Genomic DNA, 17,906 nt, shown 5'->3' with positions numbered 1-17,906 from the left:
TTCCCCTCATCTGGTCTTACAATTGCAGCCCATGTCGCTGCATATCCTTTCCCTGGAAACTTCCTCCGCCTGGTGCGGCGTGGCCTTGTTGCGCGCCGCGGATGCCGGTGCCGTCGACCTTCTCGTGCGCGAGCACCAGGGCGTGCAGGAGCACTCGGCCCGGCTGCTGCCCATGGTGCAGGAGGTGCTGGACGAGGCCGGCATCGCCCGGACGCAGCTCGATGCCATCGCCTTCGGGCAGGGGCCCGGGGGATTCACCGGGCTGCGGGTCGCCTGCGGGGTGGCGCAGGGTCTGGGGTTCGCCCTGGGCCGGCCGGTGATACCCGTGGTGTCGCATGCCGCCGTGGCGCAGCAGGTCCGGGATCCCGGCCAGCGGCCGCTGGTGGTGGCCATGGATGCGCGCATGCAGGAAATCTATCTGGCGGTCTACCGCCGCGAATCGGCCGACCGGCTGGCCTGCCTGATCGAACCGCAACTGATGGCGGGCGACGGGCTCGAGGCCTGGCTGCGCGGGCGCCTGGCGGCCCTGGGCGCGCAGGCGCCCTGGCTGTGCGGCGACGCGGCGGCCGCCTATCCGGAAGTCTTCGCCGGCTTCGGCCCGGACGAGCGGGCGGACGTTGCCCGGCCCACCGCCGCCGCGGTCGCCCGACTGGCGCATGGCGCCTACCTGCGCGGCGAAACCGTCGCGCCGGAGCTGGCCGCGCCCTTGTACGTGCGGGACAAGGTGGCTTTCACCACCGCGGAAAGGCAAGCCGGGGCGGGGGGCAATCCCCGTGTCGCCACATCGGGAGCGCAATCATGAACGCGGTGCAGGGCCGGGCATCGATCGACGCGGCGAGCATCCTGGCGGGCTGGGGGCAGGCCTGCCGTCCCATGACGGAACAGGATCTGGACCAGGTGGACGCGGTCGAGCGCCAGATCTATTCCTTTCCCTGGACGCGCGGCAATTTCGCCGATTCGCTGCGCTCGGGCTACGACGCCTGGGTGGTGCGCGACGGCGAACGCCTGCTGGGCTATTGCATCGTGATGGTGGCGCTGGACGAGGCGCACCTGTTGAACATCAGCGTGGCGCCGCAGGCGCAGGGCCTGGGGCTGGGCCGGCGGTTGCTGGCCTGGGTCGAGCAGTGCGCCGCCGCGCGCCAGGCGCACAGCCTGCTGCTGGAGGTGCGGCCCTCGAACCTGGTGGCCAAGGGCTTGTACGAACGCTCGGGCTACGAACGCATCGGCTTGCGCCGCGGCTACTACCCGTCGCTGCGCGGGCGGGAAGACGCGATCGTCATGCGCAAGGCGCTGGCAGTCCATCCCATTCCCGGAGGTTTCCATGGCGACTGAGCGCAACGGCGCCGATGGCATGAGCGCGGTCCGGCGCGCCTGGCTGCGCGAGCTGGGCGTGGAGCGGCTGTGGAACCTGCCCGGCGCTGCCGCGCCGGCGGCCGCACCCGAGCTTGCGCCGGCGGCGGAGGTGCCCGTGGCACCTCCGCAGAGTCCGGTGCGGGAATCCGTGGCGACCGTCCCCGCCGTCGAGCCCGAGAGGGCCGAACCCGTGGCCCTCGTGCAGGAAATTCCCATGCAGGAGCTCCCGGCGCCGGCCGCCATGCCCGCCGATCCCGAGCAGGCCTGGGCCGCGTTGCAGGACGAGGTGCGCGACTGCGTGGCCTGTGGCCTGTGCAAGGGGCGCACGCAAACCGTGTTCGGCACCGGCTCGCCCAAGGCGCGCTGGCTGCTGGTGGGCGAGGCGCCGGGCGAACAGGAAGACAAGCAGGGCGCGCCTTTCGTGGGGCGCTCGGGCAAACTGCTCGACAGCATGCTGGCCTCCATCGCGCGCTCGCGCCAGCACGATGTATTCATCGCCAACGTCATCAAATGCCGTCCGCCCGGCAACCGCGACCCGCTGCCCGAGGAAGTGGCGCGCTGCAGTCCCTACCTGATGCGGCAGATCTCGTTCATCAACCCGGAAATGATCCTGGTGCTGGGGCGGTTCGCGGCGCAGACCCTGCTGGAGACCGACGCGCGCATAGGCAGCCTGCGGGGCAAGGTGCACAGCCTGTCGGTGGCGGGAAGGAAGGTGCCGGTGGTGGTGAGCTACCATCCGGCCTATCTGCTGCGCAGCCCGGCCGAGAAGGTCAAGGCCTGGCAGGACTTGCAGCTGGCCCTGTCGGTGGGGCGGCCCGGGAACTGATGGCCGCCGCGCGCGGGGCTAGTCCCCGCGCAGCGCCGTGCCGTGCGCGCGGCTGCCTATCACCAGGTCGAGGTCCGGGTGGGTGCGGTGGTTGTGGCGGTTCCAGCCCATGATCAGCAGCATCAGGCAGGCTACCAGCGTGCCGAAGATGATGATGATGGTGTTGATGGGAATCTGCATGCCCAACATCAGCGAATAAACCGCCACCATCAGCAGGATGTTCAACTGCTCGTTGAAGTTCTGGACCGCGATCGAGTGGCCGGCCGACAGCAGCACGTGGCCCCGGTGCTGGAGCAGGGCGTTCATCGGCACGACGAAGAAGCCCCCCAGGCCGCCGATGGCGATCAGCAGCGCATAGACGAACCAGGGTTCGTAGGCCAGCGGCATCAGCATCACGACCAGGCCCATCACCACCCCCATGGGCAGCACGGCCAGCGCATGGTGCAGCGGCACCTTGCCGGCCAGCGTGGCGCCCAGGATGGTCCCTACCGACGCCACGCCCATCAGGATGGAGGCCTTGTTCAGCGGCAGCCCCAGCTGCACGCGGCCCCATTCGATCACGATCAGCTGCAGCGTCGCGCCGGCCCCCCAGAACAGGGTGGTCACCGCCAGCGAGATCTGGCCCAGCTTGTCGCGCCACAGCGTGGCCACGAAGCAGCCGAAGGTGGTCATGAGCCTGATGGGGTTGCGCTGCTGGCGCGGGTAGCACACGCCGGTGGACGGGATGAGCAGGTTGAAGAAGGCGGCCACCAGGTACACCAGCGCGATGACCATGATGGCGGCCTCGGCCGGCGTCTGGATGTCGGGACCGAAGCCGGGGCTGAGGTCCAGCGACAGCAGCCAGGCCGAGACCTTGGGGCTGATGAGCGCGCCGCCCAGGACCACGCCCAGGATGATGGACACCACGGTCAGCCCTTCGATCCAGCTGTTGCCCTTGACGAGCTGCTCGGGCGGCAGCAGTTCGGTGATGATGCCGTACTTGGCGGGCGAGTAGGCCGCCGCGCCTATGCCCACCAGCGCGTAGGCCGCGCACACCGTATAGACCTGGTGGTGGTCGGCCAGCCCGAAGCTGGCATGGGCGAACATGGTCAGGCAGCCGATGATCTTCACCGAGTTGGTGGCGAACATCACGCGGCCCTTGGGGAAGGAGTCCGCGAACGCGCCCACGAAGGCGGCCAGCAGGACATAGGCCAGGGCGAACGACCACTTGATCATGGGCGTCATCCAGTCCGGTCCGTCCAACTGCTGGATCAACGCGATCGCGGCGATGAAAAGCGCATTGTCGGCGAGCGAGGAAAAAAACTGCGCCGCCATGATCAGGTAAAAGCCGCGTTTCATCGGTAGGCGTGGACTCGTGTGCCTTTGAGTGGATCGGAAAGTGCCTCACTCGGGGCACTACGGCAGGAATGCGTGCCGCGCATCGTAGCGCAGGTTCCGCATCGCGTCCCGGCCGATCCGGTGGTAGTTACCCGCGGATATTGCTGCCGGGCGCGAATTCCTGCAGTTGCACGGCGGGCTGCGGTGTCCACCCGGGTTGGCGGTGCTCGGCGACGACGTTGGTGAAGATGCCGCCGCGCACGTACCACTTGGCGGTGATCCGCATGAAGCGCGGGGACAGCGCGCGCACGAGGTCGTCCAGGATCTCGTTGGTGACCGCTTCGTGGAACTTGCCTTCGTTGCGGAAGCTCCAGGCGTAGAGCTTCAGGCTCTTGAGCTCGACGCACAGCTGGTCGGGGATGTAGTCGATGATCAGCAGGGCGAAGTCCGGCTGTCCGGTCATCGGGCACAGGCAGGTGAATTCGGGCACCTCGATGTGGATCTGGAAGTCGCGCCCCGGGCTGGGGTTGGTGAAAGTGTCTAGGCTCTTGCTGGGTTGAGAGGGCATGTCTCTTGCGATCTATACGTAACGAAAATGAAAAAACAGGCTGGGCGGCGGCTCCTGGCGTAACCTTGCCGATGACCCTTTGGTATTATACGAAGGTGTATGGGCCCCACCCCCTCCGCGCTTCGCGCGGCCCCCTCAAGGGGGCGGCACTGGCGGACCGGCGGAGCCGGATCCTCGGTGCCCTGAGTCGGAGGTAGGGCGCGTTTTGCCATATCCGACCGGCTCGGGAGCGGATCGGTTCCTTTTCCTGTCTTTTTAAGCGAAGCTTCGTTTCCGGTGCGACTTACCCAGATCAAACTCGCAGGTTTCAAGTCGTTCGTCGACCCCACGTCCATCCAGGTGCCGAGCCAGCTGGTCGGCGTGGTGGGGCCCAATGGCTGCGGAAAGTCCAACATCATCGATGCCGTGCGCTGGGTCCTGGGCGAATCCAAGGCCTCCGAGCTGCGCGGCGAGTCCATGCAGGACGTGATCTTCAACGGATCGGTCAACCGCAAGCCGGCGGCGCGGTCCTCGGTCGAACTGGTGTTCGACAATGCCGAGGGCCGGGCGTCCGGACAATGGAGCCAGTACGGCGAAATCGCCGTCAAGCGCGTGCTGACCCGCGACGGCACCAGCAGCTATTTCGTCAACAACCAGCAGGTCCGCCGCCGCGACATCCATGACATCTTCCTGGGCACCGGCCTGGGGGCGCGCGGCTACGCCATCATCGGCCAGGGCATGATCTCGCGCATCATCGAGGCCCGGCCCGACGAACTGCGCGTGTTCCTGGAAGAGGCCGCCGGCGTGTCGCGCTACAAGGAACGCCGCCGCGAGACCGAGAACCGCCTGTCCGACACGCGCGAGAACATGACCCGGGTCGAGGACATCCTGCGCGAACTGGCCACCCAGCTCGAAAAGCTCGAGGCGCAGGCCGAAGTCGCCCAGCGCTACCAGGGATTCCAGGCGGAAAGCGAACAGAAGCAGCGTTTCCTGTGGCTGCTGAAGAAGCGCGAGGCCGACGGCGACCGCATGAAGCACGCGCTGGCCATCGAACAGGCCCAGACCGACCTCGAGGCCGCCATGGCCGGCCTGCGCAAGCTGGAGTCCGACCTGGAGGGCACGCGCCAGGCGCACTATGCCGCCAGTGATGCCGTCCATGCCGCGCAGGGCGGGCTGTACGAGGCGAATGCCGAGGTCAGCCGGCTCGAGGCCGAGATCAAGTACGTGGTCGAGGCCCGCAACCGCATGCAGGCCCAGCTGGCGCAGCTGCAACAGCAGATCGCCCAGTGGAACGAGCAGCACGAGACCGGCAGCGACCAGCTGGCGCAGGCCGAGGAAGACCTGGCCGTGGGCGAGGCCCGGGCCGAGGAAGCGCGCATCGTGGCCGAAGAGGCGCAGGCCCAGTTGCCCGACGTCGAGGCCAAGGTGCGCGATGCCGCGTCCGGCTTGTCCGAGCTGCGCGGCGCGTTGTCCCAGGTCGAGCAGAACCTGGCCCTGACCGCCCAGGAGCAGCGCGAAGCCGACCGCCAGTTGCAGGCCCTGGCGCAGCGCCGCGAGCGCCTGGAGCAGGAAGAACGCAACCTGCAGCGCCCCGATCCGGTGCGGCTGGAACAATTGACGGGCGACCTGGCCGATACCGAGCAGCGCGTCGAGCATGCCCGGCAGGAACTGTCCACGCTGGACGCCCAGCTGCCGCAGGTCGATGCCGGCCGCCGCCAGGCCCAGGAGCTGGTGCAGAGGGAAGCGGCCGCCGTCTCGCAGATCGAGGCCCGGCTCTCGGCCCTGACCCGCTTGCAGCAGGACGTGCAGAAGCAGGGCGCGCTGCATCCCTGGCTGGAAAAGCATGAACTGACGCAGCTCGGCCGCCTGTGGCAGAAGCTGCATATCGAGCCCGGCTGGGAAACGGCGCTGGAAGCCGTGCTGCGCGAGCGGCTGGCCGCGCTGGAAGTCAGCAATCTCGAATGGGCCAAGGCTTTCTTCGGCGACTCGCCGCCCGCGCGGCTGGCCTTCTACCAGATGCCGCCGGCCACGGCGCCGGCCGCCGCGCCGGCGGCGCTGACGCCGTTGGCCTCGCTGTTGCGCATCACCGATCCGGGCCTGCGTTCCCTGATGGCCGACTGGCTGCGCGACGTCTACACGGCCGCCGACGCCACCCAGGCGCTGGCCGCGCGCACCCAGCTGCCCGAGGGCGGCCAGTTCGTGGTCAAGGAAGGGCACCTGATCGGGCACAACAGCGTCCGTTTCTACGCCCCCGATTCCGAGCAGGCCGGCATGCTGGCGCGCCAGCAGGAGATCGAGAACCTGCAACGCCAGTTGAAGGCGCAGCAGCTCATCGCCGACGAGGCCCGCTCCGCCGTGGCGCGCGCGGAAGCCGGCTACCAGCAGGTGGCCCAGGCCTTGCCCGCCTCACGCCAGCGCCTGGCCGAGGTCACCCAACGGCTGCACGCCATCCAGCTCGAGCATTCCAAGCTGTCGCAGCAGGCTGCCCAGTCCGAGGAACGCGCCGGGCGCATCCGCGAAGAACGCGCCGAGCTGGAAGCCCAGGAAGAAGAAGCCCGCATCCGCAAGGAAGAGGCCGAAGGCCGCTTCGAGATCCTGGATACCCAGCTGGGCGACAAGCAGTCCGCGTTCGAGGACGCGCAGATGGCCCAGGAACAACGCGAAGCCGACGTCCAGCGCGCGCGCGACCGCCTGCGCGAACTCGAACGGTCGGCCCAGGAGGCCAGCTTCGCCGAGCGGGGCCTGCGCGCCCGCATCGACGAACTGCGCCGCAGCCTGCAGCTGGCGGGCGAGCAAAGCCAGCGCGCCGCCACCGAGGCCGAGCGGGTGCAGCAGGAACTGCGCGTGCTGGACGACGCGGCGGCCCAGGCCGGCCTGCAATCCGCGCTCGAATTGCGCAGCGAGCGCGAACAGGTGCTGAACCGCGCCCGCATCGAGATGGATACCCTGGCCGCGCAACTGCGTGCGGCCGACGAGCAGCGCCTGGGCATCGAGCGTTCGCTCGAGCCGCTGCGCAGCCGCATCACCGAGCTGCAACTGAAGGAACAGGCGGCCCGCCTGGCGCAGGAACAATATGCCGAGCAACTGGCCGGGCAGGAACTGGACCTGGCGGCGCTGGGCGAGCAGCTCGACGCGCTGCCCAAGGAGTGGCAGCGCCCCAACTGGCTGCAGGCGGAAGTGCAGCGCCTGGCCCGCGAGGTCGCCGCCCTGGGCGCGGTCAACCTGGCCGCGCTGGACGAGCTGAACGCCTCGCGCGAACGCAAGACCTATCTGGATGCCCAGCAGGCCGACCTGCAGTCCGCCATCGACACGCTCGAGGACGCCATCCGCAAGATCGACCGCGAGACGCGCCAGTTGCTGCAGGAAACTTTCGATACCGTCAACCGCAACTTCGGCGAACTCTTCCCGTCGCTGTTCGGCGGCGGCGAGGCCAAGCTCGTGATGACCGGCGAAGAAATCCTGGACGCCGGCGTGCAGGTCATGGCCCAGCCTCCGGGCAAGCGCAACAGCACCATCCACCTGCTGTCCGGCGGCGAGAAGGCCCTGACCGCCACCGCGCTGGTGTTCGCCATGTTCAAGCTCAACCCGGCGCCGTTCTGCCTGCTGGACGAGGTCGACGCGCCGCTGGACGACGCCAACACCGAGCGCTACGCGAACCTGGTGCGCCGGATGAGCGAACAGACCCAGTTCCTGTTCATCTCGCACAACAAGATCGCGATGGAAATGGCGCACCAGCTGGTTGGCGTGACCATGCAGGAGCAGGGCGTCTCTCGCATCGTGGCCGTCGACATCGACTCGGCCATGCAACTTGCCGTCGAGGCCGCCTGATGAGCCGGCAGCCCGCGAACCGGCACTCTTTCCACCATGCCCCGCCATCGGGAACACACCAATGAGTGATCTACAAACCGGGCTCATCGCCCTTGGCGTTCTGGCCATCGTCGTCGTGCTTGGACTGAACTGGTGGCAGGACCGCCGCGCCCGCAAGCAGATACAGGACGGCTTCCCGGATTCGGGCAAGGACCCCTTGCTGCACGGCATCGAAGCGGGCCTGCCCAAGGCGGAAGGCGTACGCCGCGAGCCGGGGCTCGGCGCAGCGGAAGCCGCCGAGGCCAACATCGTCGGGGGCATGGACGCGCCGGTGGAGGGCGCGGCCGCGGTGCAGCAGCACGACACCGACGAGGCCGACGAGGCCTGCGAGACCGTCATCGACGTCTCCTTCCTGGAACCCGTGCCGGGCGACGAACTGGCGGCCTTCACGCAGGGCATCCGCCACGCCGGCCAGAAATCGCTGCGCGTATTCGCGGAAACCGCCGAGGGTTCGCACCGCTCCGCCATCCGCGGCGGCGAGAACTATGCGTCGGTCCAGGTGGCCGTGCTGCTGGCCAATCGCAGCGGTCCGCTCAGCGCCGGCGAATGGGCCGAGGCGCTGTCGCGCTCGCGCGTGCTGGCCGATCGGTTCGACGGCACGGTGGAAGCCAGCGATACCCAGGCGGTGCTGGATCGCGCCAACAAGCTCGATGCGGTGTGTGCCGCGCTCGACGCGCAGGTCGGCTTGACCCTGGTGGCCAGCAGCCGCCGCTGGTCCTCGGGCGACGTGCTGACCGCCGCCCGTGAAGCCGGTTTCTCGTCCATCCACGACGGCCGCCTGCCCTGGGTCGACCAGGACGGCGCGATCCGCTTCACGCTGGGCCGCAGCGACGGCGTGTCGCTGGGTTCGGCCGGACCGGCCACCATCGGCCAGCTCAGCCTGATCCTGGACGTGCCCCGCGCGCCCGCCCATGAGCACGCCTTCGCGCAGATGGCCCAGGTCGCCCGCGGGCTGGCCACGCGCCTGGAAGCCACGGTGGTCGACGACAACGGCCGGCCGCTGGCCGACGGCGCCGAGGCGGCCATCGACAAGCAACTGCTGGCGCTGTATGCGCGGCTGGAGCAGTCCGGCCTGAAGGCCGGTTCGGTGCGTGCCCTGAGGGTATTCGGATAAGGCACGCAGGCGGAGTGGATATGGTGTCGGGGGTCGATCGGGAAAACCAGGCCATGCAGCGGGCGGCGCAGTTGCGCCAGGAGCTGGCCTTGCACAACGCCCGTTACTACGTGATGGACGATCCGCTGATCAGCGACGCCGAGTACGACGCGCTGTTCGCGGAGCTGGTCAAGCTCGAGCAGGAGTTCCCGCTCCTGGCCACGCCCGATTCCCCCACCCAGCGGGTGGGGGGCGCGCCGCTGTCGGCTTTCGGTTCGGTGCGCCACGCGGTGTCCATGCTGTCCCTGAACAATGCCTTCGACGACGAGGACATCCAGGCCTTCGACAAGCGGGTGCGCGACGGCCTGGAAACGGAATCCGCCGTCGAGTACGCCTGTGAACTGAAGCTGGACGGACTGGCCGTCAGCCTGCGCTACGAAGACGGCAAGTTTGCACGGGCCGCGACGCGGGGCGATGGACAGACGGGCGAAGACATCACCGCCAACATCCGGACCATACGATCCATCCCGCTCACCTTGGCGGGCCCCGTGCCCGACGTGCTGGAGGTTCGCGGCGAGGTGCTGCTGTTCCGCAAGGATTTCGAGCGCCTGAACGACGCCCAGCGCGAAGCCGGCGAGAAAGTCTTCATCAATCCCCGCAATGCCGCGGCGGGCAGCCTGAGGCAGCTCGATCCGCGCATCACCGCCCGCCGTCCGCTGCGATTCTTCGCCTACGGCTGGGGCGAGATACGCGGCAGCCTACCGGGCAAGGAGGCCCGTGCCGACGCGCCGCCCTTCGATACCCACATGGGCATGCTGGACTGGCTGCAGGAATTGGGCATGCCGGTCAACCGCGAGCGCCAGCTGGTGTCGGACGCGGCCGGTTTGCTGGCGTTCTACCGGCGGGTCGAGGGGCTGCGAGCCTCGCTGCCCTATGACATCGACGGCGTGGTCTACAAGGTCAACGCGCTCGAGGCGCAGCGCGCGCTGGGGTTCGTTTCGCGCGCCCCGCGCTTTGCCGTTGCCCACAAGTTCCCGGCAGAAGAAGCCACCACCGAGCTGCTCGGCATCGAGGTGCAGGTCGGCCGCACCGGGGCCATCACACCCGTGGCGCGCCTCAAGCCGGTGTTCGTGGGCGGCGTCACGGTCACCAACGCGACCCTGCACAACGAGGACGAGATCGAGCGCAAGGACGTGCGCATCGGCGATACGGTGGTGGTCCGCCGCGCCGGGGACGTCATTCCCGAGGTCGTGACGCCGGTGCTGGACAAGCGTCCCGCCAACGCCCGCAAGTTCGTCATGCCCAGCCAGTGCCCGGTGTGCGGATCGGCCATCGAGCGGCCCGAGGACGAAATCATCGCGCGCTGCACCGGCGGCCTGTTCTGCGCCGCGCAGCGCAAGCAGGCGCTGTGGCATGCCGCCCAGCGCCGCGCGCTGGACATCGAAGGGCTGGGCGAGAAACTGATCGACCAGCTGGTCGAGCGCGGCCGCGTGCACACGCTGGCCGACCTCTACACGCTGAACGAGGAAGAACTGGCCGGCATGGACCGCATGGGCGAGAAGTCCGCGCGCAACCTGGTCGAGTCCATCGCCGCGACCCGTACGCCGCCGCTGGGCCGGTTTCTTTTCGCGCTGGGCATACGGCACGTGGGCGAGTCCACGGCCCGCGACCTGGCGCGCCATTTCGGCAACCTGGACGCGGTGATGAACGCGGCCGAGGCCGAACTGCTGGCGGTGCCGGACGTCGGACCCGTGGTGGCCGCGTCCATCTTTCGCTTCTTCGCCGAACCGCACAACCGCGAGGTCGTGGCCGACCTGCTGCGCAACGGCGTGACGCCCGGCACGGAAACCGTCGTGGACCGCACGGCGGGCCCCATAGGCGGCAAGATCTTCGTGCTGACCGGCACGCTGCCCACGCTGGCCCGCGAGGACGCGGCCGAACTGATACGCGCCGCCGGCGGCAAGGTCACCGGCTCGGTATCCAAGAAGACCCACTATGTCGTCGCCGGCGCCGACGCCGGCAGCAAGCTCGCCAAGGCCCAGGAGCTCGGCATCGCCGTGCTCGACGAAGACGGCCTGAAGGCCTTGCTGCAGTCTTGACAGGGCGAAGCGCCGCTTCGCGGGAAGGAAAACCATGCAGGCAATCATCGGAGGCACCGGCCTCTACCATTTGACCGGGCTCGTCGTGACGCGCCGCCAGGTCGTGCGCACGCCCTATGGCGAACCTTCGGGGGCGCTGACCTACGGCCGCATCGGCGACGGCGCGGAAATCGTCTTCCTGGCCCGCCATGGATACGGCCATACGCTGGCCCCGCACCGCATCAACTATCGCGCCAACCTCTGGGCCCTGCACGAAGTCGGGGTGCGGCGCATCGTGTCGGTGGCGACGGTGGGCGGCATCACGGGTCCTCTCGTGCCCGGCGTCATCGTCGTGCCCGACCAGATCATCGACTACACCACCGAACGGCCCCGCACCTTCTTCGAAGGCGGCGACCAGCCGGTGGCGCACGTGGACATGACCCAGCCCTACGGGACCGCCATGCGGCACGACCTGCTGGAATCGGCGCGGACCTGCGGGATAGACGTGGTCGATGGCGGCGTCTATGGCTGCACGCAGGGCCCGCGGCTGGAGACCGCCGCGGAAATCCGCCGCATGGGGCGGGACGGCTGCGACATGGTGGGCATGACCGGCATGCCCGAGGCGGCCCTGGCGCGGGAACTCGACCTGGACTATGCGGCGCTGTGCCTCGTCACCAACGATGCCGCGGGCCAGCGCGCCAGCGTGGGCGAGATTTCCATGCAGGGCATGCGCGTGGTGGTGGACGACAGCATGCAGAACGTCCACCGCATCCTCGGCCAGCTGGTGGGCACCACCTGCGGCGACGGAGCCACCTGATTCGTCAGTGATCCAGGGCACAGCGGATCCGGCTTTGCCGGTCCGCCAGTGCCGCCCCTGGGGGCGCGCGTCAGCGCGTAGGGGGGGACCTATTCACAAGCCTTCGGCCTTGAGCGCCGCCTGCACGGCGGGGCGCTGCGCGATGCGCTCGCGGAAGGCCACGATGGCGGGCCAGCGCGACAGGTCGTAGTTCAGGCGCGAGGCCCAGCCGGTGGTCACGAACAGGTAGATGTCGGCCACGGAAAAACCGCCGGGCATCAGGTATTCGCGCTGCGACAGTTCGCTTTGCACGTAGTCCAGGCGCGTGGCCAGGATCTGGCGGAACACGTCCTTGCCTTCCTCGCTCAGCGCGGGCTTGAACATGGGCGAGAAACCCTTGTGGATCTCGGTGGCGATGAACACCAGCCAGGTTTGCAGCGCGTAGCGCTCGGCGCTGTCGGGCGGGGGCGCCAGCTTGCGCGCCGGCACGAGGTCCGCGACGTATTGCAGCAGCACGGCCAGCTCGGTCATCACCACGCCGGGGGACACTTCCAGCGCCGGCACGTAGCCCTTGGGGTTGACCTTGCGGAAGTCCTGGCCGGTCTCGGTGGTCTTGGCCCTGAGGTCGACCTTTTCCCAGGTGAAGTCGATGCCTGCCTCGCGCAGGGCGATGTGGGGGGCCTGGGAGCAGGCGCCGGGGGAGTAGTAGAGTTTCATGGGGCCTCGATGAAAGGGGGGTAGAGCGGCTATTCTCTCACCGCTTGCCAGCTTTCACCGCAGCGTGTGCTCCATTTCGGCCTCGTCGTACAGTTCGACCGGCACCGGCTTCACGTTCCAGATCTGCTCGGCGTATTCGCGGATGCTGCGGTCCGACGAGAACTTGCCCGAGCGCGCGGTATTCAGGATGGACATGCGCGTCCAGCTTTCGGTGTCGCGATAGGCCTGACTGACGAGATCCTGGCATTCGATGTAGGACTGGTAGTCCGCCAGCAGCAGGTAGGGGTCGTGCCGCAGCAGGTCGTCGACCAGCGGCCGGAACAGTTCGGTGTCGCCGCGCGAGAAGAAGCCGCTCTGGATCAGGTCGAGGCAGGTCCGCAGTTCGCTGTGGCTGTGGTAGTAGTCGCCGGGGTGGTAGCCCGCGGTCTTGATGTGGCGCACTTCCGCGGCGGTATGGCCGAACAGGAAGAAGTTCTCGGCCCCGACCTGGTCGCGCAGCTCGATGTTGGCGCCATCCATGGTGCCTATGGTCAGCGCTCCGTTCATCGCGAATTTCATGTTGCCGGTGCCCGAGGCTTCCTTGCCCGCCAGCGAGATCTGCTCGGACAGCTCGGCGGCCGGATAGATGCATTGGCCCTGAGTGACGTTGAAGTTGGGGATGAACACCACCTTGAGCAGGTCGCGCACGTCGGGATCGTTGTTGACCACTTCGCCCACCGAGGTGATGAGCTTGATCATCAGCTTGGCCGTGTGATAGCCGGGCGCGGCCTTGCCGCCGAAGATGAAGGTGCGGGGCAGGGGGTCGCGCGCCCGTCCGGACTTCAGGCGGTGGTACAGGGTGACGATGTGCAGGACCGCCAGGTGCTGGCGCTTGTATTCGTGGATGCGCTTGACCAGCACGTCGAACATCGAGTCGGGATCGACCTTCACGCCCGTGCGGCGCAGCATCAGCGCGGCCAGGTCCGCCTTGTTGGCGCGCTTGACCGCGCGCCATTCCTGCCGGAAGGCGGCATCGTCGATATAGTCCTCGATCAGGCGGATGCGGGGCAGGTCGGTCACCCAGCCGTCGCCGATGGCGCTGGTCACCAGCGAGGTCAGCCGCGGATTGCTCAGGACCAGCCAGCGGCGCGGCGTGACGCCGTTGGTGACGTTGGTGAACTTCTCGGGCCACATCTCGTAGAAGTCCTTCAGCAGTCCGTGCTTGAGCAGGTCCGAGTGCAGTTCGGCCACGCCGTTGATGGCATGGCTGCCGACGCAGGCCAGATGCGCCATGCGCACGTAGCGCTCGCCGCTTTCGTCGATCAGCGACAGGCGGGAGATGCGGGACTCGTCCCCCAGGAAATGGATGCGCACGTCATTCAGGAAGCGCGCGTTGATCTCGTAGATCAGTTCCAGGTGGCGCGGCAGGATGCGCTGGAACAGGTCCAGCGGCCAGCGCTCCAGCGCCTCGGGCAGCAGCGTGTGGTTGGTGTACGAGAAGCAGCGCGTGGTGATGCTCCAGGCCTGGTCCCACGGCAGCAGGTGCTCGTCCACCAGCAGCCGCATCAGTTCTGCGATGGCGATGGCCGGGTGCGTGTCGTTGAGCTGGATGGCGAACTTCCTGTCGAAGTCGCCGATGGCGCCGCCCCGGGCGAGGTGGATGCGCAGCATGTCCTGCAGCGAGCACGACACGAAGAAATACTGCTGCTCCAGCCGCAGTTCCTTGCCCTGGGTGGTTTCGTCGTTGGGGTAGAGCACCTTGGTCAGGTTCTCGGACGTCACCTTCTTGTTGACCGCGCCCAGGTAGTCGCCCTGGTTGAAGACGGAAAAGTCGAAGGATTCGGTGGCCTCCGCCCGCCACAGGCGCAGCGTGTTGGTGGTGTTGACGCGGTAGCCGGGGATGGGCGAATCGAACGGCACGCCCACCACGGTCTTCTCGGGGGCCCAGCGCACGCGCAGGTAGCCGGCGTCGTCGGTGTACTGCTCGGTGTGGCCGCCCAGCTTGATCTCCACCGCCCATTCGGCGCGCTGGATTTCCCAGGGGTTGCCGTAGCGCAGCCACTTGTCGGTGTTCTCGACCTGCCAGCCGTCGATGATGGTCTGGAAGAAGATGCCGTATTCGTAGCGGATGCCATAGCCGAAGGCCGGGATCTGCCCGGTAGCCAGCGAATCCAGGAAGCAGGCGGCCAGGCGGCCCAGGCCGCCGTTGCCCAGGCCGGGCTCTTCTTCCTGGCGCAGGATCTCGCCGAAATCCAGCTTCAGTTCGGCCAGGGCCTCGCGCACGCTGTCGGCGATGCCCAGGTTGATCAGGTGGTTGCCCAGGTGCGGACCCATCAGGAATTCGGCCGACAGGTAGGCGACGGTGCGCGGCGCGCTCTGGTTGTACTGGGCCGTGCTGCTGATCCAGCGCTGCAGGCTGCGATCGCGTATCGCATGGGCCAGGGCCAGGTAGAAGTCGTTCTTGCCCGAGATCTTCGGAAACTTGCCTATCGTGTAGAGCAGGTGGTCGAAGAAGGCGCGCTTCAGGCTTTCCTTGGAGAACGACGTGCGGTCGTCATCGTCATTGGCCGGCAGGGGAACGGGTGCGGACACGTGCGGAGCTCCCATCGGTACGCCGCCCCAGGAGCAGGGCAACCCGGCTATTGTTGCTTTTGGGATCCGGACGGCGCAAGCCGCGCTTTCAATTGGTTAAGCATGCGACAGCCCCGTGAACGGGGCTGGGCCCTAGTCATTGCAGCGCTTCCAGCAGGTCCTGCTCGAACTGGATCTGGCTGCGCGCGTTGTTCAGCGCGTCGCCGTCGATCAGGAAGGTGTCCTCGACCCGTTCGCCCAGCGTCATGACCTTGGCGGTCTTGAGGTTGATGCCGTGCTTGACGAAGGTGCGCGCCAGCGCGTGCAGCAGCCCGGTCCGGTCGGAGGCGGTCACGCTTAGTATCCACGACTGTCCGCGCTCGTCCGGCCGCAGTTCGATCGCGGGCGTGATCGGGAACATGCGCGACTGCCGCGACTGGCGGGGGCCGAGCGGCACGGTCTGGCCGGCCGCGGCGGGGCCGGCGGCATTGGGCGTGGCCAGCCGCTGGGTCAGTTCGTGTTCGACCAGGCTCAGCAGCGAGCGCTGCTCGCTGGGCGTGCCCTGGGCCAGCACGATGAAGCTGTCCAGCGCCCAGCCGTGGCGGGTGGTGTGAATGCGGGCGTCCTGGATGCTGAGGTGCCGTTCGTCGAAATAGCCGCAGATGCGGGCGAACAGGTCGGGCTGGTCCTTGACGTAGGCCACGATCTGCAGGCCTTCGCCGATGGGCGCCAGACGGGCGCGCACGATGGGTGCCTCGCTGTTGACCTTGTTGTACAGGTGCCGGGTCTGCCAGGCGATCTCGGGGGCCTCGTGGCGCAGGAAATAGGCCACGTCCAGCTGCTTCCACAGGGCCTCGTGGGCGTCCTCCGTCAGTCCCGCCAGCCGCAGCGCGCCCAGCGCCTCTTCCTTGCGGTTTTCCAGGATGGCGCGGGAGTCGGGGATCTCGCCGCCCAGCGCTCGTCGTGTCTTGACGAACAGGTCCTCGAGCAGCTTGCCTTTCCAGGCGTTCCAGACCTTGGGGCTGGTGCCGCGTATGTCGGCCACGGTCAGCAGGTAGAGCGCGGTCAGGTGCCGCGTGTCGCCCACCAGCGCCGCGAATTCCTGGATGACCTGCGGATCCGACAAGTCCTTCTTCTGCGCCACCGACGACAGCGTCAGGTGCTGGCGCACCAGGAATTCCAGCAGCGCCGCGTCGTCCTTGGCCAGGCCGTGCTCGCGCGCGAACTTGCGCGCTTCGGCCGCGCCCAGCTCGGAGTGGTCGCCGCCGCGGCCCTTGGCGATGTCGTGGAACAGGGCCGCCGCGTACAGGATCCAGTGGCCGTCGAAATTCGCGATCAACTGGCTGCACAGCGGGTATTCGTGCGCGTGCTCGGGCATCGTGAAGCGGCGCAGGTTGCGCACCACCATCAGGATGTGCTGGTCCACGGTGTAGGCATGGAACAGGTCGTGCTGCATCTGGCCGACGATGCGGCGGAAGGGCAGCAGATAGCGCGGCAGGATGCTGAGTTCGTTCATCCTGCGCAGTTCATGCACGATGCCGCGCTGCTGTTGCAGGATGGACAGGAACAGATGGCGGTTGACCGGATTGCGCCGGAACTGGGCATCGATGCGCCGGCGCGCGTGCCAGATGGCGCGCAGCATGCGGGCCGACATGCCCTTGAGCGCGGGCTGCTGCTGCATGACCAGGAAGGCGCGCAGCAGCAGCGTCGGGTTGCGCTCGAAGGCGTCGTCCCGGTACATGTCCAGCCGTTCGTGCAGGCTGCGGAAATCCTCGTCGATGGGCTGGGCCTCTTCGCCGGGCCGCGCGAACAGGCGCTCTTCCAGGTTCTGGACCAGGATGGTATTGAGCTGGGTGACCAGCTTGGCCGCCCAGTAGTACCGCTGCATCAGCATTTCGCTGGGGCGGCGCGCGCCGCCGGCCTCGATGCCGTACACCTTGGCCATGGCCGGCTGGATGTCGAACACCAGCCTGTCCTCGCGGCGGCCGGTCAGCAGGTGCAGTTCGATGCGCAGGCGCTTGAAGGCCTGCTCGGCGCGCCGCAGGTGGCGCGCCTCGTCGGCCGTCAGCAGCCCCGCGCGGGCCACCTGGGCCCAGGTCTTGCCGAAGCCCGCCGCCCGCGCCATCCACAGGATGACCTGCAGGTCGCGCAGGCCGCCGGGCGATTCCTTGCAATTGGGTTCCAGCGCGTACGGCGTGTAGTTGTACTTGGTGTGCCGCTGCTGCATCTCCAGCTGTTTGTCGTGGAAGAAGGCGCGCTTGTCCAGCCGGCCGCGCATCGCGGTTTCGAACTGGCGCATCAGCGTCCGGCTGCCGGCCAGGTAGCGGGCCTCAAGCAGCGCCGTCTCCACGGTGATGTCCCGGGCCGCCTCGGCCATGCATTCTTCCACCGTGCGGACGCTGTGGCCGGGTTCCAGCCCGATGTCCCACAGCGCCGTGATCAGCGCGCCTATCCTGGCCTCGTCCTCGGCGCCGGGCGGCTGGCGCAGCAGCACCAGCACGTCCACGTCGGAATAGGGGTACAGCTCACCCCGGCCGTAGCCGCCTACGGCCGCCAGCGTCGCACCCTCGGGCAGCGGATGGCGTTCCAGCAGCGCCAGCAGCGTGCGGTCGACGATGCGCCGCAGCTCCGTCAGCAGCCCGTCGGCGCGCAGGTTCTCGCGGTAGGTGGCGATCGCGCGTTCGCGCGCCGCCCGCATGGTGTTGCGCAAGTCCTGCAGTTCGTTCAGGGCGGGCGAGGTCAGCGTGGCGGTGGACATGGGG

At 68.1% G+C, this 17,906-nt stretch carries 12 protein-coding genes; 7 read left to right on the top strand and 5 right to left on the bottom strand.

Features of this window, described 5'->3' with window-relative positions:
* The first annotated feature begins 31 nt into the window (after window positions 1–31).
* From tsaB to EGT29_RS14930, 3 genes are read left to right on the top strand one after another with little or no spacing between them, the layout of a single operon-like run.
* Entirely contained in the window at window positions 32–802 is a 771-nt protein-coding gene (gene tsaB / locus EGT29_RS28650; RefSeq protein WP_124689730.1) for a tRNA (adenosine(37)-N6)-threonylcarbamoyltransferase complex dimerization subunit type 1 TsaB, read from the top strand.
* On the top strand, window positions 799–1,332 hold the full coding sequence (rimI, locus tag EGT29_RS28645; protein ID WP_202865539.1) for a ribosomal protein S18-alanine N-acetyltransferase: 534 nt from the start codon (window positions 799–801) through the stop codon (window positions 1,330–1,332). Before tsaB ends, rimI begins: the two co-directional genes overlap by 4 nt.
* The gene (locus tag EGT29_RS14930; protein WP_238159994.1) at window positions 1,322–2,179 is read left to right on the top strand and encodes a uracil-DNA glycosylase; all 858 of its coding nucleotides are present in this window, start codon (window positions 1,322–1,324) and stop codon (window positions 2,177–2,179) included. Before rimI ends, EGT29_RS14930 begins: the two co-directional genes overlap by 11 nt.
* Window positions 2,180–2,197: 18 nt before the next feature.
* Here EGT29_RS14930 and lplT read toward each other — a convergent pair whose 3' ends face one another.
* Together lplT and queF are read right to left on the bottom strand one after the other, a co-directional pair.
* Entirely contained in the window at window positions 2,198–3,517 is a 1,320-nt protein-coding gene (gene lplT / locus EGT29_RS14925) for a lysophospholipid transporter LplT (protein WP_124689729.1), read from the bottom strand.
* A gap of 127 nt (window positions 3,518–3,644) precedes the next feature.
* Complete coding sequence (gene queF, locus EGT29_RS14920) at window positions 3,645–4,064, bottom strand: preQ(1) synthase (protein WP_124689728.1); 420 nt, start codon at window positions 4,062–4,064, stop codon at window positions 3,645–3,647.
* Window positions 4,065–4,340: 276 nt separating this feature from the next.
* Between queF and smc the strand changes: the two genes are divergently transcribed.
* The 4 genes from smc (at window position 4,341) to EGT29_RS14900 (ending at window position 11,898) form a co-directional block, all read left to right on the top strand.
* Window positions 4,341–7,871, top strand: a complete 3,531-nt coding sequence (gene smc, locus EGT29_RS14915; protein WP_124689727.1) for a chromosome segregation protein SMC — start codon at window positions 4,341–4,343, stop codon at window positions 7,869–7,871.
* A 61-nt stretch (window positions 7,872–7,932) separates the two neighbouring features.
* Window positions 7,933–9,024: a cell division protein ZipA C-terminal FtsZ-binding domain-containing protein gene (locus EGT29_RS14910; protein WP_124689726.1), complete on the top strand. Its 1,092-nt coding sequence runs from the start codon at window positions 7,933–7,935 to the stop codon at window positions 9,022–9,024.
* A gap of 20 nt (window positions 9,025–9,044) precedes the next feature.
* Complete coding sequence (ligA, locus tag EGT29_RS14905) at window positions 9,045–11,102, top strand: NAD-dependent DNA ligase LigA (protein ID WP_124689725.1); 2,058 nt, start codon at window positions 9,045–9,047, stop codon at window positions 11,100–11,102.
* 34 nt (window positions 11,103–11,136) lie between these two features.
* Window positions 11,137–11,898, top strand: coding sequence for an S-methyl-5'-thioinosine phosphorylase (locus tag EGT29_RS14900; RefSeq protein WP_124689724.1), 762 nt, complete (start codon window positions 11,137–11,139; stop codon window positions 11,896–11,898).
* Between the two features lie 93 nt (window positions 11,899–11,991).
* On the opposite strand, the gene gstA is transcribed toward EGT29_RS14900, so the two are convergent.
* From gstA to EGT29_RS14885, 3 genes are all read right to left on the bottom strand, one after another.
* Entirely contained in the window at window positions 11,992–12,594 is a 603-nt protein-coding gene (gene gstA / locus EGT29_RS14895; protein ID WP_124689723.1) for a glutathione transferase GstA, read from the bottom strand.
* 54 nt (window positions 12,595–12,648) lie between these two features.
* Complete coding sequence (locus EGT29_RS14890; protein ID WP_370282370.1) at window positions 12,649–15,165, bottom strand: glycogen/starch/alpha-glucan phosphorylase; 2,517 nt, start codon at window positions 15,163–15,165, stop codon at window positions 12,649–12,651.
* 136 nt (window positions 15,166–15,301) lie between these two features.
* On the bottom strand, window positions 15,302–17,902 hold the full coding sequence (locus EGT29_RS14885; RefSeq protein WP_124689721.1) for a [protein-PII] uridylyltransferase: 2,601 nt from the start codon (window positions 17,900–17,902) through the stop codon (window positions 15,302–15,304).
* Window positions 17,903–17,906 lie beyond the last annotated feature (4 nt).

It is taken from the genome of Pigmentiphaga sp. H8 (genome assembly GCF_003854895.1).
Lineage (GTDB): Bacteria > Pseudomonadota > Gammaproteobacteria > Burkholderiales > Burkholderiaceae_B > Pigmentiphaga.
This window is presented reverse-complemented; position numbering and strand designations above follow the sequence as displayed.

Excerpts from the sequence above, each read along its gene's own strand:
- tsaB (WP_124689730.1), top strand. The coding sequence starts at position 32 with ATGTCGCTGCATATCCTTTCCCTGGAAACTTCCTCCGCCTGGTGCGGC.
- rimI (WP_202865539.1), top strand. The coding sequence starts at position 799 with ATGAACGCGGTGCAGGGCCGGGCATCGATCGACGCGGCGAGCATCCTG.
- EGT29_RS14930 (WP_238159994.1), top strand. The coding sequence starts at position 1,322 with ATGGCGACTGAGCGCAACGGCGCCGATGGCATGAGCGCGGTCCGGCGC.
- lplT (WP_124689729.1), bottom strand. The coding sequence starts at position 3,517 with ATGAAACGCGGCTTTTACCTGATCATGGCGGCGCAGTTTTTTTCCTCG.
- queF (WP_124689728.1), bottom strand. The coding sequence starts at position 4,064 with ATGCCCTCTCAACCCAGCAAGAGCCTAGACACTTTCACCAACCCCAGC.
- EGT29_RS14910 (WP_124689726.1), top strand. The coding sequence starts at position 7,933 with ATGAGTGATCTACAAACCGGGCTCATCGCCCTTGGCGTTCTGGCCATC.
- ligA (WP_124689725.1), top strand. The coding sequence starts at position 9,045 with ATGGTGTCGGGGGTCGATCGGGAAAACCAGGCCATGCAGCGGGCGGCG.
- EGT29_RS14900 (WP_124689724.1), top strand. The coding sequence starts at position 11,137 with ATGCAGGCAATCATCGGAGGCACCGGCCTCTACCATTTGACCGGGCTC.
- gstA (WP_124689723.1), bottom strand. The coding sequence starts at position 12,594 with ATGAAACTCTACTACTCCCCCGGCGCCTGCTCCCAGGCCCCCCACATC.
- EGT29_RS14885 (WP_124689721.1), bottom strand. The coding sequence starts at position 17,902 with ATGTCCACCGCCACGCTGACCTCGCCCGCCCTGAACGAACTGCAGGAC.